Annotated in this window: 23 protein-coding genes and 1 pseudogene; 18 read left to right on the forward strand and 6 right to left on the reverse strand. The window is 60.4% G+C overall.

What is annotated here, in order from left to right; translation table 11 throughout:
• The first annotated feature begins 130 nt into the window (after nucleotides 1–130).
• Entirely contained in the window at nucleotides 131–1,114 is a 984-nt protein-coding gene (locus DYE40_RS00865; protein ID WP_115307321.1) for a tRNA dihydrouridine synthase, read from the forward strand.
• Nucleotides 1,115–1,306: 192 nt separating this feature from the next.
• Here the strand turns inward: DYE40_RS00865 and DYE40_RS00870 are convergent, their stop codons facing one another.
• Both DYE40_RS00870 and DYE40_RS00875 read right to left on the reverse strand, forming a co-directional pair.
• Nucleotides 1,307–2,122 (reverse strand): undecaprenyl-diphosphate phosphatase, encoded by an 816-nt coding sequence (locus tag DYE40_RS00870; RefSeq protein WP_115307322.1) that lies wholly within the window; start codon nucleotides 2,120–2,122, stop codon nucleotides 1,307–1,309.
• 131 nt (nucleotides 2,123–2,253) lie between these two features.
• Nucleotides 2,254–2,736 carry a universal stress protein gene (locus DYE40_RS00875; RefSeq protein ID WP_115307323.1) on the reverse strand — a complete coding sequence of 161 codons (483 nt, stop codon included), beginning with the start codon at nucleotides 2,734–2,736 and terminating at the stop codon, nucleotides 2,254–2,256.
• Nucleotides 2,737–2,907: 171 nt separating this feature from the next.
• Between DYE40_RS00875 and DYE40_RS00880 the strand changes: the two genes are divergently transcribed.
• From DYE40_RS00880 to DYE40_RS00910, 7 genes are all read left to right on the forward strand, one after another.
• Nucleotides 2,908–3,675: a tRNA threonylcarbamoyladenosine dehydratase gene (locus DYE40_RS00880; protein ID WP_115307324.1), complete on the forward strand. Its 768-nt coding sequence runs from the start codon at nucleotides 2,908–2,910 to the stop codon at nucleotides 3,673–3,675.
• Between the two features lie 101 nt (nucleotides 3,676–3,776).
• Nucleotides 3,777–4,157 (forward strand): hypothetical protein, encoded by a 381-nt coding sequence (locus DYE40_RS00885; protein ID WP_115307325.1) that lies wholly within the window; start codon nucleotides 3,777–3,779, stop codon nucleotides 4,155–4,157.
• Entirely contained in the window at nucleotides 4,136–4,876 is a 741-nt protein-coding gene (locus DYE40_RS00890; RefSeq protein WP_147286539.1) for a hypothetical protein, read from the forward strand. The genes DYE40_RS00885 and DYE40_RS00890 overlap by 22 nt, the downstream gene beginning before the upstream one ends.
• Before the next feature lie 283 nt (nucleotides 4,877–5,159).
• Nucleotides 5,160–6,515 carry a prephenate-dependent tRNA uridine(34) hydroxylase TrhP gene (trhP, locus tag DYE40_RS00895; protein WP_115307327.1) on the forward strand — a complete coding sequence of 452 codons (1,356 nt, stop codon included), beginning with the start codon at nucleotides 5,160–5,162 and terminating at the stop codon, nucleotides 6,513–6,515.
• A 112-nt stretch (nucleotides 6,516–6,627) separates the two neighbouring features.
• Entirely contained in the window at nucleotides 6,628–7,704 is a 1,077-nt protein-coding gene (gene prfA / locus DYE40_RS00900) for a peptide chain release factor 1 (protein WP_115307328.1), read from the forward strand.
• A 112-nt stretch (nucleotides 7,705–7,816) separates the two neighbouring features.
• Nucleotides 7,817–8,380 (forward strand): peptidylprolyl isomerase, encoded by a 564-nt coding sequence (locus DYE40_RS00905; protein ID WP_115307329.1) that lies wholly within the window; start codon nucleotides 7,817–7,819, stop codon nucleotides 8,378–8,380.
• A 74-nt stretch (nucleotides 8,381–8,454) separates the two neighbouring features.
• Nucleotides 8,455–9,114 (forward strand): DUF3108 domain-containing protein, encoded by a 660-nt coding sequence (locus DYE40_RS00910; protein WP_115307330.1) that lies wholly within the window; start codon nucleotides 8,455–8,457, stop codon nucleotides 9,112–9,114.
• Nucleotides 9,115–9,446: 332 nt separating this feature from the next.
• Here DYE40_RS00910 and DYE40_RS00915 read toward each other — a convergent pair whose 3' ends face one another.
• Nucleotides 9,447–9,665: a hypothetical protein gene (locus tag DYE40_RS00915; protein WP_115307331.1), complete on the reverse strand. Its 219-nt coding sequence runs from the start codon at nucleotides 9,663–9,665 to the stop codon at nucleotides 9,447–9,449.
• An 88-nt stretch (nucleotides 9,666–9,753) separates the two neighbouring features.
• The gene (locus DYE40_RS00920; protein ID WP_115308222.1) at nucleotides 9,754–10,176 is read right to left on the reverse strand and encodes a hypothetical protein; all 423 of its coding nucleotides are present in this window, start codon (nucleotides 10,174–10,176) and stop codon (nucleotides 9,754–9,756) included.
• Nucleotides 10,177–10,250: 74 nt separating this feature from the next.
• Here DYE40_RS00920 and smpB point away from each other — a divergent pair, with 74 nt between their 5' ends.
• From smpB to DYE40_RS00945, 5 genes are all read left to right on the forward strand, one after another.
• Entirely contained in the window at nucleotides 10,251–10,721 is a 471-nt protein-coding gene (smpB, locus tag DYE40_RS00925; RefSeq protein ID WP_172461226.1) for an SsrA-binding protein SmpB, read from the forward strand.
• Between the two features lie 145 nt (nucleotides 10,722–10,866).
• Entirely contained in the window at nucleotides 10,867–11,310 is a 444-nt protein-coding gene (locus DYE40_RS00930) for a hypothetical protein (RefSeq protein ID WP_115307333.1), read from the forward strand.
• Between the two features lie 85 nt (nucleotides 11,311–11,395).
• The gene (locus DYE40_RS00935; RefSeq protein WP_115307334.1) at nucleotides 11,396–13,051 is read left to right on the forward strand and encodes an electron transfer flavoprotein-ubiquinone oxidoreductase; all 1,656 of its coding nucleotides are present in this window, start codon (nucleotides 11,396–11,398) and stop codon (nucleotides 13,049–13,051) included.
• A 44-nt stretch (nucleotides 13,052–13,095) separates the two neighbouring features.
• Entirely contained in the window at nucleotides 13,096–13,593 is a 498-nt protein-coding gene (locus DYE40_RS12105) for a hypothetical protein (protein WP_147286540.1), read from the forward strand.
• A 224-nt stretch (nucleotides 13,594–13,817) separates the two neighbouring features.
• Nucleotides 13,818–15,845, forward strand: a complete 2,028-nt coding sequence (locus DYE40_RS00945; protein WP_115307336.1) for an OPT family oligopeptide transporter — start codon at nucleotides 13,818–13,820, stop codon at nucleotides 15,843–15,845.
• Nucleotides 15,846–16,486: 641 nt separating this feature from the next.
• Here the strand turns inward: DYE40_RS00945 and DYE40_RS00950 are convergent.
• Both DYE40_RS00950 and DYE40_RS00955 read right to left on the reverse strand, forming a co-directional pair.
• Nucleotides 16,487–17,512: an ABC transporter substrate-binding protein gene (locus tag DYE40_RS00950; RefSeq protein ID WP_115307337.1), complete on the reverse strand. Its 1,026-nt coding sequence runs from the start codon at nucleotides 17,510–17,512 to the stop codon at nucleotides 16,487–16,489.
• Nucleotides 17,513–17,780: 268 nt separating this feature from the next.
• Nucleotides 17,781–18,890 carry a FecCD family ABC transporter permease gene (locus tag DYE40_RS00955; RefSeq protein WP_245944041.1) on the reverse strand — a complete coding sequence of 370 codons (1,110 nt, stop codon included), beginning with the start codon at nucleotides 18,888–18,890 and terminating at the stop codon, nucleotides 17,781–17,783.
• A 167-nt stretch (nucleotides 18,891–19,057) separates the two neighbouring features.
• On the opposite strand from DYE40_RS00955, the pseudogene DYE40_RS12850 reads away from it, so the two are divergent.
• The 5 genes and pseudogenes from DYE40_RS12850 to DYE40_RS00975 form a co-directional block, all read left to right on the forward strand.
• Nucleotides 19,058–19,522, forward strand: a pseudogene (locus DYE40_RS12850) (TonB-dependent receptor plug domain-containing protein); the annotation flags it as partial.
• Nucleotides 19,523–19,863: 341 nt separating this feature from the next.
• Nucleotides 19,864–20,856, forward strand: coding sequence for a TonB-dependent receptor domain-containing protein (locus DYE40_RS13045; RefSeq protein ID WP_281270641.1), 993 nt, complete (start codon nucleotides 19,864–19,866; stop codon nucleotides 20,854–20,856).
• Between the two features lie 46 nt (nucleotides 20,857–20,902).
• Nucleotides 20,903–21,454 (forward strand): TonB-dependent receptor domain-containing protein, encoded by a 552-nt coding sequence (locus tag DYE40_RS13050; protein WP_281270642.1) that lies wholly within the window; start codon nucleotides 20,903–20,905, stop codon nucleotides 21,452–21,454.
• A gap of 273 nt (nucleotides 21,455–21,727) precedes the next feature.
• Complete coding sequence (locus DYE40_RS00970; protein WP_115307338.1) at nucleotides 21,728–25,438, forward strand: nitrate reductase subunit alpha; 3,711 nt, start codon at nucleotides 21,728–21,730, stop codon at nucleotides 25,436–25,438.
• Nucleotides 25,439–25,533: 95 nt separating this feature from the next.
• The gene (locus DYE40_RS00975; protein WP_115307339.1) at nucleotides 25,534–25,887 is read left to right on the forward strand and encodes a cupin domain-containing protein; all 354 of its coding nucleotides are present in this window, start codon (nucleotides 25,534–25,536) and stop codon (nucleotides 25,885–25,887) included.
• The last annotated feature ends 53 nt before the right edge of the window (nucleotides 25,888–25,940 follow it).

Below are 25,940 nucleotides of genomic sequence, written 5' to 3' on the forward strand. Positions count from 1 at the left end.
TTTCCGGCAGGCTGTCCGGCAGCACAATACACACGCCAAGCCCAGCAGGCTTGCCTCTTCCGCCCACTGTTGCATTTTCAGACGGCCTGTCCGCTATAATCCGCCTCTTTTTTCCGCAGCGCAAAACTTTATGACCGACCGACCGTGCTACCTGATTCTTGCCCCGATGCAGGGGCTGACCGATGCGCCGATGCGCGATCTGCTCACCCGTATCGGCGGCTTCGACGAATGCGTGAGCGAATTTGTCCGCATCACCCACACCGTGCATTCCCGCGCCGCGTGGCTGAAATACGCGCCGGAAATGGCACACGGCAGCCGCACGCCGTCGGGCATCCCCTGCACCGTCCAGCTTCTGGGCAGCGATGCGGACAATATGGCTGTGAACGCGCTGGAAGCGGTGCGTTTCGGAGCCGCCAAAATCGACCTTAATTTCGGCTGCCCCGCGCCCACGGTAAACAAACACCAAGGCGGCGCAGTGCTGCTGAAAGAGCCGCAGTGCGTTTACCGGATTGTCCGAACCCTGCGCGATGCCCTGCCCGCGCACATTCCGCTCACCGGCAAAATGCGGCTGGGCTTCGAGGACAAAACGCTGGCTCTGGAAAACGCACAGGCCATCGCCGAAGGCGGCGCGTGCGCCCTGACCGTCCATGCCCGAACCAAAGTCGAGGGCTACGAACCGCCCGCACATTGGGGCTGGATAAAAAAAATCGCCGCAGCGGCGGACATTCCGGTAACCGCCAACGGCGACGTGTTTACCCTGCAAGACTATCTCGACATCAAACGCGAAAGCGGCTGCAACAGCATTATGATCGGGCGCGGCGCAGTCATCCGCCCGTGGCTGGCACGGCAGATTAAAGCCTATGAAAACGGTGGAAACACGGCGGAACCGGCGTTTGCGCAAACGCTGCAATGGATACGGCTGTTTGTGGATTTGTGTCTGAACGCGCCGGGCGGCAATGAAAAATATGCCGTTGCCCGCCTGAAACAATGGCTGGGCATGATGAAAAAGGCCGAGCCGCAGGCACAGGCCTTGTTTGACGCAATCCGCACGCTGAAAGAAGCGGCGGCGGTAAAAGCCGTGCTGGCCGAGTCTGCCAAGCAAGAGGCCGTCTGAAAAACAGATTTCAGACGGCCTGTTACTTGGCTTCATGCTGACAACCTGTGCAGGGTGTATGGCGCAGCCACGCACGCGTTTTTTCATCGTGTCCGACGCGCGGTACACGCAACGGCAGGAAAAACAGACAAAGAGGCCGTCTGAAAACCCGTTGGCAGGTTTTCAGACGGCCTCAAATCTTTATCCGGCTGCTTATTTCAATGCCGCGAAATACAGCAGCACCAACGCGCCCAGCACAATCCGATACCAGCCGAAGATTTTGAAATCGTGCCGTTTGATATAGGCCATCAGAAATTTGATGGCAAGAATGCTGACGACAAAGCTGACGGTCATGCCGCAGAACAGGATGCCCGCTTCGTGGGCGGTAAACGACAGGCCGTGTTTGGCAATTTTCAACAGACTGGCCCCCAGCATCACCGGCACGGCCAGGAAAAAGGTAAATTCCGCCGCCACTTCGCGGCTCAGGCCGACGGTGATGCCGCCGAGTATGGTTGCGCCCGAGCGGCTGGTGCCGGGCAGCACGGCGGCAATCACCTGAAACAGCCCCACCCACAATGCCTGCATATAGGTAATGCCCGCCAGATTGGTGGTTTGCGGCCTGTGGTGTTTATTGCGGTTTTCCACCACGATAAAGGCGATGCCGAACAGGATGAGCATCACCGCCACGGTAAACGGATTGTAGAAATGGCGGTCGATCCACTCGTCCAGCGACAGACCGACCACCGCGGCGGGTACGCAGGCCAGCAGAATCTTGCTCCACAGCGGCACGGCCTCGGGCTTAAGCCGCAGCCCGCGCGCAAACGGCCAGAGCTTGTCGAAATACAACACCGCCACCGCCGCAATCGCACCGAGCTGTATCACAACCAGAAACATTTTCCAAAATTCGGGCGACACATCGAGCCGCACAAATTCGTCCAGCAGAATCATATGGCCGGTGGAGCTGACGGGCAGCCATTCGGTAATGCCTTCCACAATGCCGAACAATGCGGCCTTCAAAATATCAAGCATAAAACTTCTTCAATCCGTAACAACAAAAGCGGCGGATTCTACCCGATTTCCACAAGCAGGAGCGGCGCGGGCAAACGAAAGGCCGTCTGAAAACTTGATTTTCAGACGGCCTTGCCGGATGCGGCCGGCGTTTACGCTTCGTCTTCTTCGCCGCCGCCCTCGCTGCGGATAATCAGCAGCGGCAGATGGCTCTGGCGCATCACGGTTTCGGCGAAGCTGCCCATCAGTAGGTGCATCAGGCCGGTGCGGCCGTGCGTGCCGAGCACCAGCAGATCCGCACCCTGCTTGTCGGCGTAATCCACCAGCTCCTGCGCCATTTCGCGCGCACCTTTGTTGGCCAGCAGCAGGTGCGTATTCACGCCTGCAATGCCCGGTTCCGCACTGTTGGCGATTTCCAAAGCCTCAGCCAAGACTTCGTTGCCGTTGGCCACGGCCGCTTCTTCATAGCTGTTCTGCTGCAAAAATTCCGGGGCGAGCGCCATATATTCGGCTGGGTTGGCAACATGAACCAAAGTCAGCTGTGCCTTTCCCGCCGCCGCCACGCCGCACGCATGTTTCAAAGCATTGGCCGAAGTTTCGCTGCCGTCTACTGCTACCACCAGATGTTTGTACATAAAACTCTCCTTGTCTTGACTTAAACGATGAAAATGAAAGCCGTCATCCGCACCCATCCGCTGCGGGCGCAGGTTTGAAGGCACCTCCTGAGCGGACATTCCGCACGCCCCGCAGTATAATCCAGCCCGCGCACAAATGCGCATTTTTTCTGTTTCCTTTGATATGACACAATGACCGCCCTTTCCCCCCCGCGCCGCTTTGCCGGCATTGCCCGCCTCTACGGCGAACCCGCCCTGCAACGGTTTTCCCAAGCGCACGTCTGCGTTGTCGGCCTCGGCGGCGTCGGCTCGTGGGCGGCAGAGGCACTCGCCCGCTCCGGCATCGGCGCGCTTACCCTGATCGATCTCGACAACGTCGCCGAATCCAATACCAACCGCCAAATCCACGCCCTTACCGACAACTTCGGCAAAGCCAAAACCACCGCCCTGGCCGAACGCATCCTGCAAATCAACCCCGCCTGCCGCGTCGGCGAAATCGAAGACTTCGTCGGCGAAGACAACCTGCACACGCTTTTCAGACGGCCTTACAGCTTCGTAATCGACGCAATAGACCAAGTACGCGCCAAAGCCGCCATGGCCGCGCATTTCGTAGGCAGCGGCCAGCCTTTCGTCCTCAGCGGCGGCGCGGGCGGCCAGAGAAATCCGGCAAACATCCGCACCGCCGACCTTGCCGCCGTTACCCATGATCCGCTGTTGGCCAACCTGCGCTACACCCTGCGCCGCCGCCACGGCTTCCCGCGCGACCCGAAACAAAAAATGCGCGTCCCCTGCGTCTATTCCCTCGAAAACACCGCCCCGCCGCACACCGCCCAAGCCTGCGATGCCGCCCCGCAAGGCCTGTCGTGCGCGGGCTACGGCGCAAGCATGATCGTAACCGCCGCCTTCGGCCTCTACTGCGCCCAAGCCGCAATCGAACACATCGCCTCGGCCCAACCGTAAAACCGCTTGGTTTTTCCCGCCGGAAAGCGCGATAATCAGGCCGTCTGAAAAACACACGCCCATCCTGTTTTTCCGCAACCCGACAACAAAGGAGCAGCAAAATGAAATATGCCGCACTCGCAGCCGCAGCCGTCTTACTCTCCGCCTGCGCCCTCACCCCCGAGCAACGCGCCGAACGCGAAGCCGCCCACATCCGCGCCCGCCAAAACCTGCAAGTTGCCCTCGCCGCCCAATGCGACCCCGACACCGCCACGCTCATGCGCCGCCAGTTCGACGGCCAGACCGGCGCGGACGCAAAAGACAAACAAACCTTCCGCCTCGCCTACATCGACAAAGTAAACGACAAAATGTTCCAAGCCTGCTACCGCATGGCCTGGCAGAGCTACGCCGCCCAGCAGCGTCTCGAAGACCTGCGCCGTTACAGCCGCTACTACGACGACTGGTGGTACGGCCCGCGCCCGTGGGGTCCCTGGTGGTGGTAAGGCCGTCTGAAAACGGCATTGCCGGCCCGCCCGATTTTTCAGACGGCCTCAAAGGCCGTCTGAATGCCTTTATAAAAACCTTGGAAGCACCCGCCATGCCCGCCAACCCCTTCCGCCGCCAGATCACCCGCCTCCGCATCCGTCCTCATGCGAAATTACCCAAACCCTGCCGCATACGCGGCAAAAACAACCTGAATGCCGCCCACATCAAGCTCCTCACACTCACGCTCGAACTCTCCGAAGATTTCGACGCGCGCGACAGACCGCTGATTAAGAAACTGCTGCGCGAATACCGCAAATGCTACCCGCTCGGCCTGGATGTCCGCGACGAAATTGCCCTTTGCGCCATGATGCTCTACCGCCATATGCAGTGGCACGACATCCGCAGCCTCTACCGCGCCAAATTCGGCGGCGGCAGCGATTTGGCGTGCTCGCTCGACATCGAACTCGTGTTCGGCTTCGATGCGGAAGAAGCCATAGGCTACCTGAACAATCTGCCGCCCAAAAAACGCAAACCCATCGACCGCGACATCATCCGCACCATCAAACGCTACCTAAGCCAACGCCCCGAAGCCGTTTACCGCAGCCGCAGCGAATACCTGCAACGCATCGAAAAACACCTCATGGACTGCCGTCGCGAAGAACTGTGGGCAATATACGGCAAAGCACTGCAACCGCTGTTGGGCTATGCCGGATACCAAAGCACGGAAACGGAATAAGCCTTTTCAGACGGCCTCCAAGCCCAAAGTCCGTCTGCAACCTGCCAAATTGACCCCCCTGCCGAAAGCGCGGATAATCCGCTCCGCTTAAAAACCATTGTTTTCAGGCTGCCTTAAAACAAAAGGCAGCCTGAAACCTTTGCAAACCCCAACAGCAGTCCGAAACCAAAAAATACCGTCATTCCCGCCTGCGCGGGAGTTACGCTGCTTGGCAGCATACGGAATTTTGCCAAGGTTTCGGCCTGAAAGCCGTTCCACCCCACCCGAACACAACACCGACACCATGAAATCCCCCGAGCTTCTCCTGCCCGCCGGCGGCCCCGAACGTATGCGCACCGCCTTCGACTACGGCGCGGATGCCGTTTACGCCGGCAGCCCGCGCTACTCCCTGCGCGCCCGCAACAACGAATTTGCCAAACTCGAAGTCCTTTCAGACGGCATCAGGGAAGCCCATACGCGCGGCAAAAAATTCTTCCTCACCGTCAATACCCTGCCGCACAACGCCAAGCTCAAAACCTTTATCGCCGACATGGAGCCGCTGATCGCCATGCGCCCCGACGCGCTGATTATGGCCGACCCCGGCCTGATTATGGTAACGCGCGAACGCTGGCCCGAAATGCCCATTCATCTCTCCGTGCAGGCCAACACCACCAACTACTGGGGCGTGCAGTTCTGGCAGCGCATCGGCGTGGAACGCATCATCCTCTCGCGCGAACTCTCTATGGAAGAAATCGCCGAAATCCGCCAAAAATGCCCCGACATCGAACTCGAAGTCTTCGTACACGGCGCGCTGTGCATCGCCTATTCCGGCCGCTGCCTGCTCTCGGGCTACTTCAACCACCGCGACCCCAACCAGGGCACCTGCACCAACTCCTGCCGCTGGGATTACAAAGTGCACAATGCCGCCGAAAGCGACGCGGGCGACGCGCAGCTTTTGCAGGGCTTTGATTTCAACAAAGCGCAGGAAGAAGCCAACGCCGCATTTGAAGGCATCAACGGCCAAACCCGCCACCCCCGCGCCGACAAAGTCTTCCTGCTCGAAGAGGCCAACCGTCCCGGCGAATACATGCCGATTATGGAAGACGAACACGGCACCTACATCATGAATTCCAAAGACCTGCGCGCCATCGAACAAGTGGCCGGGCTGGCGAAAATCGGAGTGGACAGCCTGAAAGTCGAAGGCCGCACCAAATCCGTCTATTATGTTGCCCGCGTCGCCCAGGCCTACCGCAAAGCCATCGACGATGCCGTAGCGGGAAAACCGTTTGATTACGGCCTGCTCTCCGAACTCGAAGGCCTTGCCAACCGAGGCTACACATCAGGCTTTCTCGAACGCCACCAAACGCAGGACTACCAAAACTACCTCTCCGGCCACTCGCTGGCCAAACAAAGCCAATACGTCGGCCACACCCTTTCCGTAGACGGCGAAGGCTGGGCCACCGTCGAAGTGAAAAACCGCTTCGCCGTGGGCGACACCCTCGAAATCATCCACCCCGCAGGCAACCAAACCATCGTATTGCGCGAAATGAAACGCAACGGCGAACCCGCCGACACCGCCCCCGGCAACGGCATACAGGTACAGATTCCCGGAATGCGCGGGCGGGAAAAAGCCCTGATTGCACGCATCCTGAATCCGTAAACCCTGCCGGACGCATCCGCGTCAGCGTGCGCAAAGCTGCTATAATCCGCAGCGTTTCAGGCCGTCTGAAAAATCTTTTTCAGACGGCCTTGCTATAAAACACGGACTCCCCATGAAACCCTCCATCCTCGACAAACTGCAAAACCTCGCCCACCGCCTGGAAGAAGTAACCGCGCTGCTCGGTTCGCCCGAAGCCACCGCCGATATGGACAACTACCGCAAGCTCACGCGCGAACATGCCGAGCTCACGCCCGTAGTGGAAACCTTCCACCGCTACACCCAAGCGCAAAACGACATTGCCGATGCGGAAGAAATGCTGTCCGACCCCGAAATGAAAGATTTTGCCGCAGAGGAAATCGAAGCGGCCAAAGCGCACATGGAAACCTTGGACACCGAGTTGCAGAAACTCCTGCTGCCCAAAGATGCCGACGACGACAAAAACATCTTCATCGAAATCCGCGCCGGCACAGGCGGCGACGAGGCCGCGCTGTTTGCCGGCGACCTGCTGCGCATGTACGGCCGCTACGCCGAACGCAACCGCTGGCAGGTGGAAATCGTTTCCGCCAACGAAAGCGAGTTGGGCGGTTATAAAGAAGTCATCGCCCGCATCATCGGCTTGGGCGCGTACAGCCGTCTGAAATTCGAATCGGGCGGCCACCGCGTGCAGCGCGTACCCGCCACCGAAAGCCAGGGACGCATCCACACCTCCGCCTGCACCGTCGCCGTGATGCCCGAAGCGGACGAACTCGAAGACATCACGCTCAATCCCGCCGATTTGCGCATCGACACCTTCCGCGCATCGGGCGCGGGCGGCCAGCACATCAACAAAACCGATTCGGCCGTGCGCATCACCCACCTGCCCAGCGGCATGGTGGTCGAATGCCAGGACGGCCGCAGCCAGCACGCCAACAAAGCCCAGGCCATGAAAGTGTTGGCCGCGCGGCTGAACGACGCGCAAAAACGCGAAGCCCAGGCCAAAGAAGCCGCCGAACGCAAATCACTCATCGGCAGCGGCGACCGCAGCGAGCGCATCCGCACCTACAACTATCCGCAAGGCCGCGTTACCGACCACCGCATCAACCTGACATTGCACAAGCTGGATTTTGTGATGGACGGCGACATGGAAGAAATCACCGCCGCGCTGATTGCCGAGCATCAGGCCGAGCTTTTGGCCGCCATGGGGGAGTAAAGCCCCGCACAGGCCGTCTGAAAACAGGCCGTCTGAAACACAGCGCAACGTTTTCAGACGGCCGCAAACACCCGTTTTCCCGCCATCCGACACCGAACGAAAGGACAATTTTATGAACCGCACCGCCAAACTCCTGCTCGCCGCCCTGCTCTGCGCCGCCCTGCCCGCACAGGCCGACACCCCCGTCGAAATCGACACCAACTACGGCACAATCAAGCTGACACTCGACGAAAAACGCGCCCCCAAAACCGTGGCCAACTTCGTGCGCTATGCCCGCAGCGGCTTCTACGACAACACCGTCTTCCACCGCGTCATCGACGGCTTCATGATCCAAGGCGGCGGCTTTACCGCCGGCATGACGCAGAAAAACACCGAAAAAGCTATTGCCAACGAAGCGGCCAACGGCCTGAAAAACACCGCCGGCACCATCGCCATGGCCCGCACCGGCAACCCCCAGTCCGCCACCAGCCAGTTTTTCATCAACCTCGCCGACAATCCCAACCTCGACCACAAAAACAACACCCCCTCAGGCTACGGCTACGCCGTCTTCGGCAGAGTGAGCGAAGGCATGAACGTCGTCCGCGCCATCGCCAAAGTGCAGACCGGCGACCACGGCTTCCACCAAAACGTCCCCGTCCAACCCGTCCTCATCCGCAAAGTCAGCGTATTGAAATAAGGGAAAAGGCCGTCTGAAAACCGTTTTCCCCGTTTTCAGACGGCCTCCGATTCCCGCAAACACAGAGAGAAGCCATGAAAGCCCTGTTCCCCGTCCTCGCCCTCGCCGCCGCCCTGTCCGCGCAGGCCGCCGAGCTGCCGCAAACCGCCGAGCTGCAATACAGCGGCCCCTACGGCATCCCCGCCACCATGACCTTCACCCGCAGCGGCAGCGGCTACACCATCGTCTCCGTCATCAAAGTCCCGCTCTACAACTTCCGCTTCGAAAGCGGCGGCAGCATCAGCGGCAAGCTGCTGCACCCCGCCTACTACAAAGACATCCGCAAAGGCAAAACCTACGCCGAAGCCAAATTCGGCGGCGGGAAAATCACCTACGGCAAAAGCGGCGAAACCCAAACCGAAGCCGCAGCCGGCCAGATTCTCGACCTCTTCGCCCTTTCCTGGCAGCTTGCCGCCACCGACGGCAAACTGCCCGACGGCCTGCGCATCACCAACGGCAAACGCATCTACAACATCGGCGGCCTCACCAAAACCGGCAGCGCGCAATACGCCTTCTCCGGCGGCAAAACCCAAGTGGACAACTACCGCGTGCGGCGCGGCGACGACACCGTCCACTACTCTTTCGCCCCCGCCTTCGGCAACATCCCCGCCAAAATCACCTACACCGACAACGGCAAAACCTACGATTTGAAACTCACCGGCCTGAAAATCAACGGCCAGGCCGTCAAGCCGTAAACACCGGTTTTCCCAATGTCGAAAGGCCGTCTGAAAAGCAGCTATCCGCTTTTCAGACGGCCTTTTTCCGCCCGCAGGCAAACCAAAATCCCGGCCGAACCCGGAATCCGCCCGCCATCATTGCTGTGCAGGCGGGAAACTTCTCCGATTGTATAAACCCATTGCAAAAACAATATCGGTTTAAAAATTTTCCACCTGCACGGGAATGGCGGCGGGAGGGTCTGGCAAAAATTTCAGGCCGCCCCGCGCCCGCAACCCGTGCCCTGCATTTGACGCTTAAAGCATCACGGCCAGCGTCAAATGCACAACTGCCGCAACGAGCGGCGCGGCCGTCATGCCCCATTCGCGCCGCTGCCAACCGATACAGGCATCGCCAACTGCATGGCGGCGACAAACAAAACGGCGTGGGCGGCGTACATACGGGCATAAAAAATCCCGCTTTCGCCGGGCTGTGCGCCGCGCAGCATCACAGCGGGACGAAAAAAGGCAAGCAGGGAGGCCGCCAGCGCGGCAAGTGCCGACAAGCTGTTCAGAAGCAATAAAAAGAGCATGGGCTTTCTCCTTATTGGGCAAACAGGGCGGTATGGCCGGCGGGCTGCCCGCACAGAAGCGGCAGGCGGCAAACGGCCGCAAATCCGGTCAATAAGCGGCAAACGGCACGCGGTATACCTTGCCGTCCACCGCAACATCGGCGAGAAAATCATGCCGCGCCTCGGTACACAGCGGCAGACGCACGTTTTGCGCCCGCCACACACCCGCCGCATCGCGGCGCAGGTCGTAACGGTTGAAGCCCATATCCATATCGCGCATGGAAAAGCTCACCGACACCGCCGCCGCATCCGCCGCGTGGTCGAGCGTGATGGCAAACGGCGTTTTCAAACCCGCAGCAGGCGCAAAACGCAGCACCGCGCCATCCGGCAGCGTACAGCCGGCGGCAAGGTCGCAGCGCACGTCCTCCGCCGCAGGCTGTTTTCCCGTCCACCAGTAAAGTGCGGCCAGCTTCACGGCGGCAAACAAAAACAACAGGGCGGCGGCGAAAATCAGTTTGCGTTGCTTGGGCATGGCGGGCATCCGGCACAAAAACGCGATTATAGCCGCCCGCCGCGCCCTGCGGTGCTTTCTGCTACAATGCGCGCCTGCAAAAACAGCGAGTTGGAAAAATGAGTATTGCCAATAATAAAAAAGCCTACCACGACTACTTCGTCGAAGACGAAATCGAAGCCGGACTGGTGCTCGACGGCTGGGAAGTGAAAGCCGTACGCGCCGGCCGCGTCCAGCTCAAAGAGAGCTACATCCATTGGAAGAAAGACGCGTTCTACCTCGTCGGCAGCCACATCACCGCCCTGCCCACCGCCTCCACCCATGTCCGCCCCGATCCGGTGCGCCCGCGCAAACTCCTGCTCAAACAGGGCGAAATCAACAAACTCATCGGCAAAGTCGAACGCAGCGGCTACACCCTCGTGCCGCTCAACCTGCACTACAAACGCGGCTACATCAAAATGGACATCGGCCTGGCCAAAGGCAAAAAACAGCACGACAAACGCCAGAGCCTGAAAGAAGCCGACTGGAAACGCGAAAAACAGCGTCTGATGAAAAACACCCGCTAGAAAAAGCCAACGGAAAAACATCCAACGGAAAAACAAACATCCAATCGTGCCGCCATCCGTTTTTCAGACGGCCTGCCGCGTATCGGAATCCTGCATACGGCAGGCCGTCTGAAATCCCCGCCACTGCGAAACACAGGAACACACCATGAACAAACCCGCCGCCCTGCTGCTGCCCGCCGCCGTCCTCGCGCTGGCCGGCTGCCATTCCACGTCCTCCGTCAAATACGCCAAAAAAGACGACCTGGCCAACATCCGCAAAGTCTGCATCATCCGCAACGACAGCGCGCGTCCCTCCGAACTCGACCGCCATTTTGCCGCCGCGCTGGCCAAACGCGGCATCACCTCCGAAACCGTTGCCGGATACGACAAAAAACTCTACCAACCCGAATGCCCCTACAACCTGCGTTTCAAATCCGGCGGCAACGACGACACCATACGCACAGCCTCCCTCCTCCTGCGCACGCCAGAATATGCCGTCGGCGCGGTGAAATACTCGCTCAACGACGAAAAAGACTACCGCACCAGCCCCAACCTGCAACAACAGGCCGACGGCATCATCGCCCGCCTGCTCGGCGAAAAAGCCAAATAAGCCGGCAGGACAGACAGGCCGTCTGAAAACCGCCGTTCCGTTTCCAGACGGCCTCAAACCATAAAAACCAAAAAAATACAGACAAATGGACACAACCATCGAACGCGAAAGCATGTACTACGACGTACTCGTCGTCGGCGCGGGCCCGGCCGGACTCAGCGCGGCCATCCGCCTCAAACAACTCGCACAGGAACACGGGCGCGACATCAGCGTCTGCGTTGTCGAAAAAGGCTCGGAAGTGGGCGCAAACATCCTCTCCGGCGCGGTTATCGACCCCAAAGCACTCAACGAACTGCTGCCGGACTGGAAAGAAAACGGCGCACCCCTCACCCGCAGCGTCAGCGAAGACCGCGTCCTCTTCCTCACAGAAAAACGCGCCTTCCGCCTGCCCACCGCCCCGAGTTTCCGCAACGAAGGCAACTATATCATCAGCCTCGGCCTCCTCACCCGCTGGCTCGCCGGACAGGCCGAAGCACTCGGCGTGGAAATCTATCCCGGCTTCGCCGCCTCCGAACTCCTCTACCACCCCGACGGCTCCGTCAAAGGCATCGCCACCGGCGACATGGGCATAGGCAGAGACGGGCAGGCCACCGGCAACTTCCAGCCCGGCATGGAGCTGTACGCACAGCAGACCCTGCTTGCCGAAGGCTGCCGGGGCTCGCTCAGCAAGCAGCTCATCCGCCGCTTCGGCCTCGACCGGAACAGCCAGCCGCAAACCTACGGCATCGGCATCAAAGAAATCTGGGAAATCCGCCCCGAACACGCCCGCCCCGGCCTTGCCCTCCACACTACCGGCTGGCCGCTCGACAGCAAAACCTACGGCGGCTCCTTCCTCTACCACCTCGACGGCAACCGCGTCGCCGTCGGCTTCGTCGTCGGCCTGGACTACCAAAACCCCTACCTCTCCCCCTTTGAAGAATTCCAACGCTTCAAAACCCACCCCGCCATCGCCCCCGTCTTTTCAGACGGCCGCCGCATCGCCTACGGCGCACGCGCCCTGAGCGAAGGCGGCCTGCAAAGCCTGCCCCGCCTCACCGTTGCCGGCGCGGCACTCATCGGCGACGCGGCCGGTTTCCTCAACGTCCCCCGCATCAAAGGCATCCACTGCGCCATCAAATCCGCCATGCTCGCCGCCGAAGCCGTCTTCCCCGTCCTCAACGAAAACGGCGAAGCAAACCAAAGCGGTACCGAAGCCGCCGCCTACCAAACCCTGTTTGAACAAAGCTGGCTCTACCGCGAACTCCACGCCGCCCGCAACATCCGTCCGTCGTTCAAATGGGGCCTGTGGCCGGCCTTCGCCTACACCGGCCTCGAACAGTATTTTTTCAAAGGCCGCACCCCGTGGACACTCAAACACCACGGCACCGATTACGGCAGCCTGAAAAAAGCCGCCGCCAGCCGCCCCATCGCCTATCCCAAACCCGACGGCATCCTCACCTTCAACCGCACCGACAGCGTTTTTCTCGCCAACGTCGCCCACGAAGAAAACCAGCCCTCCCACCTCGTCCTGCGCGACCCGCAGGCCATGATCGACATCAACTACAAAGAATACGCCTCGCCCGAAACCCGCTACTGCCCCGCCGGCGTATACGAAATCCATCAGGAAAACGGCACGCCCCGCCTACAAATCAACGCCGCCAACTGCATCCACTGCAAAACCTGCGACATCAAAGACCCCACCCAAAACATCACCTGGGTCTGTCCCGAAGGCGGCGGCGGCCCGAACTACGGAGAAATGTAAGCCCCTTTCCGGCAAACCGTTTGCGCGGCACGCAGGCAATACGGATGGAAACCCGCACCACAGGCCGTCTGAAAACCGCCAAACCGTTTTCAGACGGCCTTTTCATCCGCAACCTCTGCCAAATCCGCCCACCGTTATTCCCGAGCGGTGTACCGCCCCAAGTCCGTGCCCCCCATTTTCAAGGCAGGGTGTGCCGCCTAAGCGATGCACGCAGTCCCGCGATTTCCAGCAAAAGGCCGTCTGAAAAACACAAGCCGCGTGCGCGGCTGCACACCACACACCCCACACCCCACAACAATCCCGCGCAGGCTGCGCCGCCCCAAAGCGGTGCACGCGCTTCCAGACTTTCGGGAAGATGCCGATACGGCTTACAAACGCCAATCCGCCGCCAACAAAACTCCCTCTCCTGCGCCCGCGCGGGGGAGGGTTGTGAAGGGGGGCGGTTTGCAAAACCGCTTTCCCGCCGCAAACCCAGCCGGAACGGCGGCCTTCCTTACCCTGGCCATCCCCTGCAAGCGGAGGAGGAAATAAAGGCCGTCTGAAAACGGAAAATCCGTTTTCAGACGGCCTTTCGCCTGCTGCACCGCTACCGTTCTGCCCTGTCCCGTCCCGCACGCCGCTGCCGCCCAAACCGCAACGGCAGCCGTTTTACCCGCCATCCGCATCCCGACGGCAGTGGGTTTGCAAAGGTTTGCTGCTTTTTCTTGACATTTTTTCACGAAGACAACACTATTCGCCCTCCAAGAACAACACAGAGAATCCCTTTATGACTCCGTCCAATCCTACCGATCCCTATGCGGGGCTGCGCGAGCTGACGCTGCGCGGCATGGTTTTGGGTGCGCTGATTACCGTGGTATTTACCGCATCCAACGTTTACCTCGGCCTGAAAGTGGGGCTGACTTTCGCCACCTCGATTCCCGCCGCCGTCATTTCGATGGCGGTGCTCAAATTCGCCAGCGGCAGCAATATCCTTGAAAACAATATGGTGCAGACGCAGGCTTCGGCGGCCGGCACGCTCTCCACCATTATTTTCGTGCTGCCCGGCCTGCTGATGGCGGGCTATTGGAGCGGCTTTCCCTTTTGGCAGACCACGCTGCTGTGCGCGGCGGGCGGTATTTTGGGCGTGGTGTTCACCATCCCGCTGCGCTACGCGATGGTGGTAAAAAGCAACCTGCCCTATCCCGAAGGCGTGGCCGCAGCCGAAATCCTGAAAGTGGGCAACAATGCCGGCGGACAAGACGAAGGCGGCAGCGGCGTGAAGGAAATCGCCGCAGGCGGCGTGCTGGCCGGAGCAGCAGGCTTTCTTGCCGGCGGGCTGCGCGTGATTGCCGACAGCGCGGGCTACTGGTTTAAAGCGGGAACCGCCGTGTTCCAAATTCCGATGGGCTTTTCGCTGGCCCTTTTGGGCGCAGGTTATCTGGTGGGGATTACCGGCGGCATGGCCATCCTGACCGGCATCGTCTTTACCTGGTTTGGTGCCGTGCCGTATTTTTCATCCTCCGTGCCGCAGCCTGCCGATATGGAAACGGCCGCGTTCGCCATGCAGATTTGGCGGGAAAAAGTGCGCCTGATCGGCGCGGGCACCATCGCCGTGGCCTCGGTGTGGACGCTGCTGATACTGGTCAAACCCATGCTCGAAGGCATGAAGCTGTCGTTTCAGGCATTCAGCGGCACCGGCCGCCACACCGCCGAGCGCACCGATCAGGATCTGTCGCCCAAATCCATGATTCTGCTCACTTTGGGCATGATGGTGCTGCTGGCGTTGAGCTTCTACCACTTTGTCGCCGCCGCCGGCATCTCCTCGGGTCTGGCCTGGACGCTGGTGCTGCTGTGTACCCTGCTGGCTTCGGTCATCGGCTTTCTGGTGGCCGCCGCCTGCGGCTACATGGCCGGACTGGTCGGCTCTTCTTCCAGCCCGATTTCCGGCATCGGCATTGTGTCCGTGGTGTTGGTTTCGCTGGTGCTGCTGGCCTTGGGCGATTCTTCCGGCCTGTTTGCCGACGAAGGCAACCGCCGCTTTATGATCGCGCTGACCCTGTTCTGCTGCTCCGCCGTTATCAGCGTGGCCTCGATTTCCAACGACAACTTGCAGGATTTGAAAACCGGCTATCTGGTCAGCGCGACTCCGCGCCTGCAACAGGTTGCGCTGATTATCGGCTGCGTGGTCGGCTCCCTCGTCATCGCCCCCGTGTTGGAGCTGCTCTACGAAGCCTACGGCTTTACCGGCGCCATGCCGCGCGAAGGCATGGATGCTTCGCAGGCTCTGGCCGCGCCGCAGGCCATGCTGATGACCACCATCGCCCAGGGCATTTTCAGCCACAACCTGCCGTGGGGCTACATCTTCTTCGGCGCGGGGCTCGGCATTGCGCTGATTGTTGTCGATCTGGTGCTGAAAAAAAGCAGCGGCGGCAAGTTTGCCCTGCCCGTATTGGCCGTGGGCATGGGCATCTACCTGCCGCCCTCGATCAATATGCCGATTATCATCGGAGCCGTGCTGGCCGCGTGGATTAAATCGCGCATCCGCAAACGCGCGGGCGGCGATGCCGAAAACAGCCTGAAAAAAGCCGAACGCACCGGCACCCTGTTTGCCGCCGGCCTGATTGTCGGCGAGAGCCTGATCGGCGTGCTGATGGCCTTCATCATCACCCTTTCCCTGGCCAACGGCGGCTCCGATTCGCCGCTGGCACTCGGCCTGCAAAACTGGGACACCGCCGCCAAATTCCTCGGCCTGGCCGTATTCGTCTTCGGTATGGCCGTATACGCCCGCCGTGTTCTGAAAGCGGCACGGACATAACACAGATCCGCCCCGCAAAAAAGGCCGTCTGAAAACGGGTTTTCCGTTTTCAGACGGCCTTTCTGCTTTTCCGGTTTCGGCTTCGCAACTCCGCTTCGCTGCGCAGACTGCTTTGAAGGCCGTCTGAAATATGTCTGTCCCCCATCTGCGGGGGATGGACTGGATTAGCGGCGATTGACGGGAAACGCGTGCGTCGCTTAGGCGACACACCCTACGCGGAATGGTTGCAGGGTGTGTGGCGCAGCCACGCACGCGGCTTAGGTTTTTCAGACGGCCTCATTTTCCAAATGGCAAGGAACGCGTGCGTCGCCTTTGGGCGACACACCCTACGCGGAATGGTTGCAGGGTGTGTGGCGCAGCCAAGCACGCGGCCTATGTTTTCAAACGGACTTAGTTTCTCGAAAATCGGGGAACGCGTGCGTCGCCTTTGGGCGGCACACCCTACGCGGAATGGTTTGTAGGGTGTGTGGCGCAGCCACGCACGCGGCTTAGGTTTTCAGACGGCCTTATTTTCCAAATGGCAAGGAACGCGTGCGTCGCCTTTGGGCGACACACCCTACGCGGAATGGTTGTAGGGTGTATGGCGCAGCCACGTACGCGGCCTATGTTTTCAGACGGCCTTTCCGGTTGTTCCGTCCGCCCTACTGCGGATCGAGTCCGTCCGCAATCCGCTGCGCGTCGCCTTTGTTCAAATCGTAGCGGTAGTATTTTTTGTAAAACGCCTGGGTTTTGGCGGGAATGTCCACGTCGCCGAAGCGGGCGGGGTGGAACAGTTTGCCCGCCCACAACACCTGCAGCGCGCCTTCCGCGCTGTATCTGTCCCAGCCGAAGGTGCCGCCGGGATTGGGGTGGAGGCGGTTGTTTTTGACGGCTTTGATGCTCTGCCAGGCCGGGTCGCGGCGGATTTTAGCGATGGCCGCCGCGCCGTTGCGGCCGCCGATGATGATGATGTCGGGGTTGGCTTTGACGATTTCCTCCATCGGCACTTCGGCGAGGTTGGCGGTGTCGGGCAGCGCGGTGCGGCCGCCGGCGATGCGTATCCAGTCGCCGACGATGGAGCGGCCTCCGTCGATTTTGCGCAGGTTGCCGCCGTCGGAGATGTGCAGTACCAGCGGCTTTTGCGTGTCGGGAATGTTTTTGGTGCGCTCGGAAACGAGGCGGATGTTGGCATCCAGCTCGGCGTTGTACTGTTTGGCAATCTGCGGGGCGTTGCCGCCGATCACCTCGGCGGTGATGGAGACGGTTTTTTTCAGGCCTTCGTAATTTTGAAACTGCACCAAAACGGTTTTCAGGCCGGCGCGGTTTACCTGCTGCTGCATGGCGGGCTGGGAGAGCAGCACCACGTCGGGACGGGCGGCCAGCAGTGCTTCGCTCTGCACGGTCTGGCCGTTGGAGAGGGCGGGCACTTTTTTGATGCGCGGATAGACTTTGGCAAACCACGGGCGTTTGTGGATGGCTTCGACGGTGCCGACGAGCTTGTCTGCGCCGCCGAGCAGCAGCACGACTTGGTTGTTGGCCGGCCACAAATCGGCAATGCGGTTTACCTGATCGGGGATTTCGACGGCATTGCCTTTGATGTCGCGCACGCTGCGGGCGTGGGCGGGGGCAAAGGCGAGCGTTGCGCCGAGAAGCACGGCGGCAAGGGTTTTGACGGGGTGTCGGAACATGGCGGGTTTCCTTGTTTGGGGTTATGGGAACGGGGTTTCAGACGGCCTTTTTTCCGAAATTCGGGAACGCGTGCGCCGCTTAGGCGGCACACCCTACGCGGAATGGTTGCCGGGTGTGTGGCGCAGCCACGCACGCGGCCTGTGTTTTCAAACGGACTTAGTTTCTCGAAATTCGGGAACGCGTGCGTCGCTTAGGCGACACACCCTACGCAGGACGGTTGCAGGGTGTGTGGCGCAGCCACGCACGCGGCTGTGTTTTCAGACGGCCTCAATCCGCCGGTTTCTGCCGCACCAGCACCCAGGCGAAAAACGGGGCGCCAATAAAGCCGGTGAGGATGCCCAGCGGGATTTCCTGTTCGTAGAGGTTGCGCGCGAGGGTGTCTGCGCCGAGCAGGAACAGTGCGCCGAACAACAGGGCCAGCGGCAGGCTGCGGACGTTGTTGTCGCCCGCCGTCATCCTGGCCAGATGGGGGACGACGAGGCCGAGCCAGCCGATGGTGCCGCTCAGGCACACGGCCGAAGCGGTGAGCAGGGTGGCGCAGACGATCATCAGCGTGCGCTCTTTGCGGGTGTCCGCGCCCGCCAGCCGCGCTTCGCGCTCGCCCAGCGACAACACATTGACCCGCCAGCGCATCATCAGCAGCACCAGCGCGGGCAGCAGCATCAGCGGCGCGAGCAGGAGGAGCTGGCCGGTTTCCGCCCGGGCGAGGCTCCCCATCTGCCAATAAACGATTTCGGCCAGCTCGGTTTCCGGATCGGCCAGATATTTGATCAGACCGAGCGTGGCGGACATAAAGCCGGACACGACAATGCCCGCCAACACCAGCACCACCGCCGAATCGCGCCCGATCAGGCGCGGCAGGGCGAGGGTGAGGGCAACGGCCAGGAGTCCGCCGGCAAAGGCCGCGCCCTGCATCATCAGGATGCCGCCGCCCGCCAGCACCGCCGCCGCCGCGCCGACGCACGCGCCGGAGGAAACGCCCAGCAGGTCGGGCGACACCAGCGGGTTGCGGAAAATGCCCTGGTACACCGCGCCCGCCAGCGACAGAGCCGCGCCCACCAGCAGGGCGGCGGCAATGCGCGGCAGGCGCAGGTTGAAGATGATGTTGGCGTAGGTTTCGTCGGCGTTCTGTCCGGTGAGGGTCTGCCAAACGGCGGCCGGCGGAACGGGATAGCGTCCCCACGACAGGGCGCAGACGGCGGCCGCCGCAAGGGCGGCGAAAGTAAGGACGAGCAGGACGGAATAAGGGATTCGGGGCATGGTGTTGTGTTTGCCGGTTTGGAAAACGGGGCAGGCCGTCTGAAAAGAAGCCCGAAGCGGATTTTCAGACGGCCTTTCCGACGTTTCGGCCGTCTGGAAGGGCGCGGATTGCATCATAAAAATACCGGCATCGTGATTGTCTGAAAGGATTAGTCCGTCGGTGCAGTATTTTTCGCACAACGGAGCTTTACAATGCCGCCGCTTTTGTAAATGCGGCTGTCAAAGCCGCTGCAAAAACAAGAAATAACATCTTAACAAACCCCAGTCAAACGGATTCCGCAAACATGAAACCCAATTTGTTCCGACCCACCGTCCTCGCCGCCCTGCTGGCCTCCGGCAGCGTCTTTGCCGACACCACCGCCGAAGCTGCCGAAGCCTCCGCCGCAGCCGCAGCCGAAGCCTCCGAAAGCGGCAGCCTGCAAACCGTACACGTTACCGCCGAACGCCAGGCCAAGCAGCAGCTCGGCGTGTCCGTCATCACCGGACAGGATTTGCAGCGCCCCCCCGTTGCCAACGACATTTCCGAAATCGTCAGCAAAATGCCGGGCGTAAATCTGAGTACCAACTCCCCCGGCGGCGAACGCGGCAACAAACGCCAAATCGACATCCGCTCGATGGGTCCCGACAACACCCTGATTTTAATCGACGGCAAACCCGCCAACTCGCGCAACTCCGAACGCTACGGCCGCAGCGGCGTGCGCAACACGCGCGGCGATTCCAACTGGGTACCGCCGGAAATGATTGAAAAAATCGAAGTTTTACGCGGCCCGGCCGCCGCCCGCTACGGCTCGGGCGCGATGGGCGGCGTAGTCAACATCCGCACCAAAGGCGTAAGCCAAGAGCTGCACGGCAGCGTCGGCCTGTTTTACGACCAGCCCGACAGCGGCACACAGCAGGGCAACACCCGCCGCGCCAATTTCTCCTTGAGCGGCCCGATAGTCCAAGACAAACTGGGCTTCCGTCTCTACGGCAACCTGAACAAAACCAACCCCGACCAGTTCGACATCAACGACAGCGCCAAAGCCTCGAAAACCACGCTTTCGGCCGGGCGGGAGGGTCTGCGCAACCGCGACATCGCCGGCCGCCTGACATGGAACATCACGCCCGACCAACGCTTGATGTTCGATGCCGCCTACAGCCGCCAGGGCAATATCTACAACGGCGACACGCAAAACAGCAACGTACTCGTACCGGCCGTACAAAAAGTCGCGCCCATGCTGCTGGGCACGGAAACCGCCAAAGCTACGCCCTCTCGCACAACGGCATTTGGGACTGGGGCGAAGTCGAAAGCCATATCGGATTTGACAAAACCGTCAACAGCCACCTGCCCGAAGGCCTGCTCGGCAGCACCGAAGGCGCATACAACAGCAGCACGGGCTTTGCCGACAGCATCCTGAAAAACTACCGCTTCGGCAGCAAAGCCGACCTGCCTTTCGGCCGCCACACCGTAACCCTCGGCGCAGAAGCCGGCCGCTCGGAGCTTGACGACTCCGTTTCCATGACCGCCGTGGCCAAAACCTACGGCCAAATCCCGTGGCTGGCCGCCAACGGCCGCAGCGGCAAAGCCTCGCAAAACAACTACGCGCTCTATGCCGAAGACAATATCGCACTAAACGACGGCCAAACCTACCTCACCCCCGGCCTGCGCTGGGACTACAACACCGCCTTCGGCTCGGTGTTCTCACCCTCGTTCAACTTCTCGCACGCGGTAAACGCCAACTGGAAAATCAAAGGCGGCATCGCCCGCGCCTTCAAAGCGCCCAATCTCTACCAAACGCAGGAAAACTACCTGCTGATCAACGCCAGCAACGGCTGCCCCATCGACAGCCGCAACCATTGGAACAACCCCAATGCGCAAAACGCCACCGGCGGCAGCGGCACGGCGGCCGACCCCTACCGCAACAGCCACGCCGGCGGCTTCGACTGGGGACGCGACTGCTACTTCCTCGGCAACAGCAGCATCAAGCCCGAAACCAGCCTGAACAAAGAAATCGGCTTCGAGTTCAAAAAAGACGGCTACCTCGCCTCGCTCGCCTTCTTCCACAACAACTACAAAAACCGCATTGTTGACGAAGGCAGCTAGGTCGGCACCGTAAACGGCCCCGCCGGCGGCTACAACCGCGAAATCCGTGCCGACAACACCCCCCGGCGGCAACCCCGTCTACCGCAACTACACCACCACCCCCGTCTACCGCTGGGGCAACGGCGGCAGCGCGGTACTCGCAGGCTTGGAAGGCAACGTAACCCTGCCGCTGGTGCGCGACAAGCTCACTTGGTCGACCAACTTCACCTACATGAGCCGCAATAAAGACAAACGCCGCGACAACCCCGTATCCATCGTGCCCAAATACACAATCAACAGCACGCTGAACTGGCAGATTATCCCCCGCTGGGACTTCAACGCCACCTACACCTACTACGGCCGCCAGCAGACCCGCAGCAACCCCACCCGCTTTATGGATGTCATCTACACCACCGGCCAGAGCGTCGTCAGCAAATACGGGTTGGGCAGCTACGGCATCTTCGGCTTCAACGTCGGCTACAATTGGAAAGACCGTGTCGATGTCCGGGCAGGCGTGAACAATCTGTTTGACAAAACCATCCTGCGCACCGCCGGCACCGCCCGCACCTACAACGAGCGTCGGCGCAGCTACTATATGGATATGCGCTATTCGTTCTGAGCCATCCGGCATATTTGCACGACAAAGAGGCCGTCTGAAAACTTTTCAGACGGCCTCAATCCCACCCGCACCTACTCCCAAAGAACTATCCCGCCCTACCCCGAAAAGCAGCCTCCGCCCCTACTTCCGCCCTAGCCCCCCGCCCCTTTCGGCGCATTTTTTTTGCACGCTCTTTCCCTTACTATTCCGCAGCATAACGGATACCGTGTTTCCAGACTCCTGAAAATACGGCCGGATACAAAACGCAATCCGCACCAACCAAGGAAATACACCATGAGCCTCTTTTTAGACCGTTTGACCTTTTTCAAGCGCAAACGCGAACCCTTTTCCAACGGACACGGCGTAATGGTCGAAGAAGACCGCGCGTGGGAAAACGCCTACCGCAGCCGCTGGGCGCACGACAAAGTCGCCCGCTCCACCCACGGCGTGAACTGCACCGGTTCGTGTTCGTGGAAGATTTATGTGAAAAACGGCATCATCACTTGGGAAACCCAACAGACCGACTACCCGCGCACCCGCCCCGACCTGCCCAACCACGAGCCGCGCGGCTGCCCGCGCGGGGCTTCGTACAGCTGGTATGTCTATTCCGCCCAGCGCATCAAATACCCGATGATGCGCGGCGCACTGGCCGAATTGTGGCGCGAAACGCGCAAAACCAAAGACCCGATTGAAGCGTGGAAATGGATTGTAGAAGACCCGGAGCGTTCCAAATCCTACAAATCACAGCGCGGCATGGGCGGCTTCGTGCGCTCCAACTGGGACGAAGCCTATGAAATGGTGGCCGCCGCCAACTGCTACACCATCAAAAAATACGGCCCCGACCGCATCATCGGCTTCTCGCCGATTCCCGCCATGTCGATGATCAGCTACGCCTCGGGCGCACGCTATCTGGGATTAATCGGCGGCGTGCCGCTGTCGTTTTACGACTGGTATTGCGATTTGCCGCCCGCCAGCCCGCAGACTTGGGGCGAGCAGACCGACGTAGCCGAATCGGCCGACTGGTACAACTCCAACTACCTCTTGGTATGGGGTTCGAACATTCCGATGACCCGCACGCCCGACGCGCACTTTTATACCGAAGTGCGCTACAAAGGCACCAAAACCGTGGCCGTGTCGTCCGACTTCGGCGAAATGGCCAAGTTCAGCGACATCTGGCTTGCACCGCGCCAAGGTACGGATGCCGCGCTGGCGATGGCGATGGGGCATGTGATTCTCAAAGAATTCCATATCGACAATCCTTCGGATTATTTCCAAGACTACTGCCGCCGCCTCACCGACATGCCGGTGCTGGTGCGCCTGCAGCGCGACGGCGAACACTACAAGCCGGAATACACCCTGCGCGCCTCGCAGCTCGACGGCAATTTCGGCGAAGAAAAAAATCCCGACTGGAAAGTACTGGTATGGGACGAAACCTCCGACACGCTGGCCGTACCCAACGGCTCGATAGGCTTCCGCTGGGACGGCAGCAAGAAGTGGAATCTGGAAACCAAAGCGCAGGGCAAAGAAGACGTTAAAGCCGCAATGACGCTGAAAGACCGTGCCGACGACGTGGTGCGCGTGGGCTTCGACTACTTCGGCGGCGAATACGAAGCCGACAAGGTATACCGCAAAGTGCCTGTGAAACGTGTGAAGCTGGCCGACGGCAGCACCGCCCTGGCCGCCACCGTATTCGACCTGCTGGTTGCCCAATACGGCGTGGATCACGGCTTGGACGACGAAGCCGTTGCCAAAGACTATTCCGAAGACAAACCCTACACCCCGAAATGGCAGGAAAAACACACAGGCGTGCCTGCCGAGCGTGTGATTCAGGTTGCCCGCGAGTTTGCCCAAAACGCGCACGACACCAAAGGCCGCTCGATGATTATCGTCGGCGCGGGTCTGAACCACTGGTACTACCTCGACATGAACTACCGCGGCCTGATCAACATGCTGATGATGTGCGGCACCATCGGCAAATCCGGCGGCGGCTGGTGCCACTACGTCGGCCAGGAAAAACTGCGCCCGCAATCGGGTTGGGCACCGCTGACTTTCGCACTCGACTGGCACCGCCCCGCCCGCCAGATGGCCGGCACCTCCTTCTTCTACAACCACACCGGCCAATACCGCCACGAAACCGTGTCCGCCGACGAGCTTCTGTCGCCCGACGCTTCCGACGACATGCGCCGCCTGACCATGATCGACTACAACGCCAAAGCCGAACGCATGGGCTGGACACCCTCCGCGCCGCAGCTGGAAACCAACCCGCTGGACGTAACCGACGCGGCCGAAAAAGCGGGGATGAATCCGGTGGAATACACCGTGAAATCCCTGAAAGAAGGCAGCCTGAACATGTCGTGCGACGATCCGGAAAACCCGAAAAACTGGCCGCGCAACATGTTTATCTGGCGCTCCAACATTCTGGGGTCGTCCGGCAAAGGCCACGAGTATTTCCTCAAATACCTGCTGGGCACGCAAAACGGCCTGATGAGCGACGAAGACGACTGCCTGAAACCTTCCGAAGTCAAACAACGCCCCGGCGTGGAAGGCAAGCTGGATTTGTTTACCCTGCTCGACTTCCGCATGAACACCACCTGCCTGTATGCCGACTTGATTTTCCCCACCGCCACCTGGTACGAGAAAAACGACCTCAACACTTCGGACATGCACCCCTTCATCCACCCCTTTACCGAAGCCGTGCAGCCCTTGTGGCAGAGCCGTTCCGACTGGGAAATCTACAAAGGCCTGGCCAAAAAATTCAGCGAACTGGCCAAAGACTATCTGGGCGTGCGCAAAGACATCGTGCTTACCCCGCTGATGCACGACAGCCCGCAGGAACTCGGCCAGCCCTTTGACCCGAAAGACTGGAAACTGGGCGAATGCGAGCCGGTTCCCGGCAAAACCATGCCGATGATGACCGTGGTCGAACGCGACTACGGCGCGGTGTACGAAAAATACACCTCCATCGGCCCGCTGTTGGAAAAAGTGAACAACAACGGCAAAGGCATGGCCTGGGACACCAAGCACGAAGTCGATTACCTGCGCAAACTCAACGGCGTACAGAGCGAAGGCGCGGGCAAAGGCCAGCCGAAAATCGACACCGCCATCGACGCGGCCGAGATGATTCTGACCCTCGCCCCCGAAACCAACGGCCATGTTTCCAAAAAAGCCTGGCAGGCCTTGGGCAACATCACCGGCCGCGACCACACCCACCTGATCAACGCCAGCGAGCATACCCATATCGCCTTCCGCGACATCGTCGCCCAGCCGCGCAAAATCGTTACCTCGCCGATCTGGTCGGGCGTGGAAAGCGAAACCGTGTGCTACACCGCCGGCTACACCAACGTGCACGAGCTGATTCCGTGGCGCACCCTCTCCGGCCGCCAGCAGTTTTACCAAGACCACAAATGGATGCGCGACTTTGGCGCGGCCTTCTGCGCCTACCGCCCCGCCGTGGACACCAAAACCACCAAAAAACTGCTCGGCATGCGCCCCAACGGCAACCCCGAAATCACGCTCAACTTCCTCACCCCGCACCAGAAATGGGGCATCCACAGCACCTATTCGGAAAACCTGCGCATGCTCACGCTCTCGCGCGGCGGCCCGCACGTGTGGGTATCCGAGATTGACGCGAAAAAAGCCGGCCTTGCGGACAACGACTGGGTGGAAGTGTTCAACACCAACGGCGCGATCGCCTGCCGCGTGATTGTGAGCCAGCGCATCCCCGAAACCATGATCCTGATGTACCACGCACAGGAAAAACTGGTGCACACCCCCGCAGCGGAAACCACCAAAAAACGCGGCGGCATCCACAACTCCGTAACCAAGGCGGTGCTGAACCCCACGCATATGATCGGCGGCTACGCCCAGCTTGCGTACAGCTTCAACTACTACGGTACCGTCGGTTCCAACCGCGACGAGTGGGTGATCGTGCGCAAGATGCGCGACATCGACTGGATGGACGAGCCGGCCGCCGAGGGCGAGAAAGTCGAGCTGCACAGCCTGTAAGCGTTTTCAGACGGCCTTTCAGGCTGCCCAAATAAAGCAGCCTGAAAAAGCAGCCTGAAAAACAGACAGCGACAAAGGAAGCGAAAGGAAACGCAATGCCAAGCCCGCAAATCATCCGTTTTGCCGACCATCTGCACGAAGGCAGCCGCGAAGCCGTGCGCACCGTGCTGCACCGCGACCGCCACGACAACATGGTGCTGTGGCAGATTCCGCCCGGAGCCTGCCTGCCCGCCCACAGCCACCCGCACGGCACAGACATCTGGATTGTGCTGCAAGGAGAGGCCGAGCTGGACGACGGCGCAAACGGCAAGCGCACCATCCGTGCGGGCGAAAGCGTGGTTGTCGCGCCGCAGCAGATTCACGGCGCACGCAACAGGGCGGATGCCGCGCAAGACTGCATCCTCGTTTCCGTCATCAGCCCCCGCGCAGGCTTCGAAGCCGCACCGTAAAACCAACAAACCCTGTTTTCAGACGGCCTCGAAGCCATCTGGGGCCGTCTGAA

This window comes from Kingella potus (assembly GCF_900451175.1).
Taxonomy (GTDB): Bacteria; Pseudomonadota; Gammaproteobacteria; order Burkholderiales; family Neisseriaceae; genus Neisseria; species Neisseria potus.